At 70.5% G+C, this 919-nt stretch carries 1 pseudogene; it reads left to right on the forward strand.

The annotated features are described in order from the left end of the window. Nucleotides 1-178 precede the first annotated feature (178 nt). Nucleotides 179-868: pseudogene (gene mnmD / locus OUA97_RS23230) on the forward strand (tRNA (5-methylaminomethyl-2-thiouridine)(34)-methyltransferase MnmD); the annotation flags it as partial. Between the last annotated feature and the right edge of the window lie 51 nt (nt 869-919).

The raw sequence follows: 919 nt of genomic DNA on the forward strand, positions 1-919 counted from the left end.
TCAGATCATGAGGCTAGTCTCGTGGGCTCGGAGTTGTTTATAAGAGACAGCTGCCGCTCCGGCCGCCGACGCCGCTGCCGCTCCGGCCGCGAAGTAAGTCTTACGAACGCATCCGCGTTCTTAAGCGAAGGGCCGTCCCTCGGGACGGCCCTTTTCTATTGCGCGTTATAACGGCGCGATGAGCGACGAATCCCCCCTAGCCTGGACCGACGACGGCCAACCGCGGTCGCGCCTGTATGGCGACGTCTACTTCTCGGCCGAGGACGGCCTGGCCGAGACCCGCGCGGTGTTCCTGCAAGGCTGCGAGCTGCCCGAGGCCTGGGCCGGCCGCGCCCGGTTCACGGTCGGCGAGCTGGGCTTCGGCACCGGCCTCAACATCCTGGCCCTGCTCGACCTCTGGCGCACCGCTGGCCCGCCCGGCGCCCATCTCCACATCTTCAGCGTCGAGGCCCATCCGATCACCGCCGACGAGGCCGCCCGCGCCCTGTCGCGGTGGCCCGAACTGGCTGATCTGGCGGCGCTGCTGGCGGCGCGCTGGCCCGGACGCGCCCGCGGCTTTCATCGCATCGATCTGCCCGAGGTCCGTGCGACCATCGACCTGGCGGTGATGGACGTCGAGGCCGCGCTCACCGAGTGGCCCGGCCAAGCCGACGCTTGGTTCCTCGACGGCTTCTCGCCCGCCCTCAACCCGGCCATGTGGCGCGAGGAGATCCTTGCCCTGGTCGCCGCCCGCTCGGCGCCCGGCGCCCGGGTCGCCACCTTCACCGTCGCCGGGGCGGTCCGCCGGGGCCTGGCCGCCGCCGGCTTCGCCGTCGACAAGCGCCCCGGCTTCGGACGCAAGCGTGAACGCCTGGAGGCGCGGCTGCCGACTTCCACATCCCCGATCTTGAGCGCGCTGCTCATTTTGTAATCACCCCTA

The organism is Phenylobacterium sp. 58.2.17 (assembly GCF_026411515.1).
GTDB lineage: Bacteria > Pseudomonadota > Alphaproteobacteria > Caulobacterales > Caulobacteraceae > Phenylobacterium.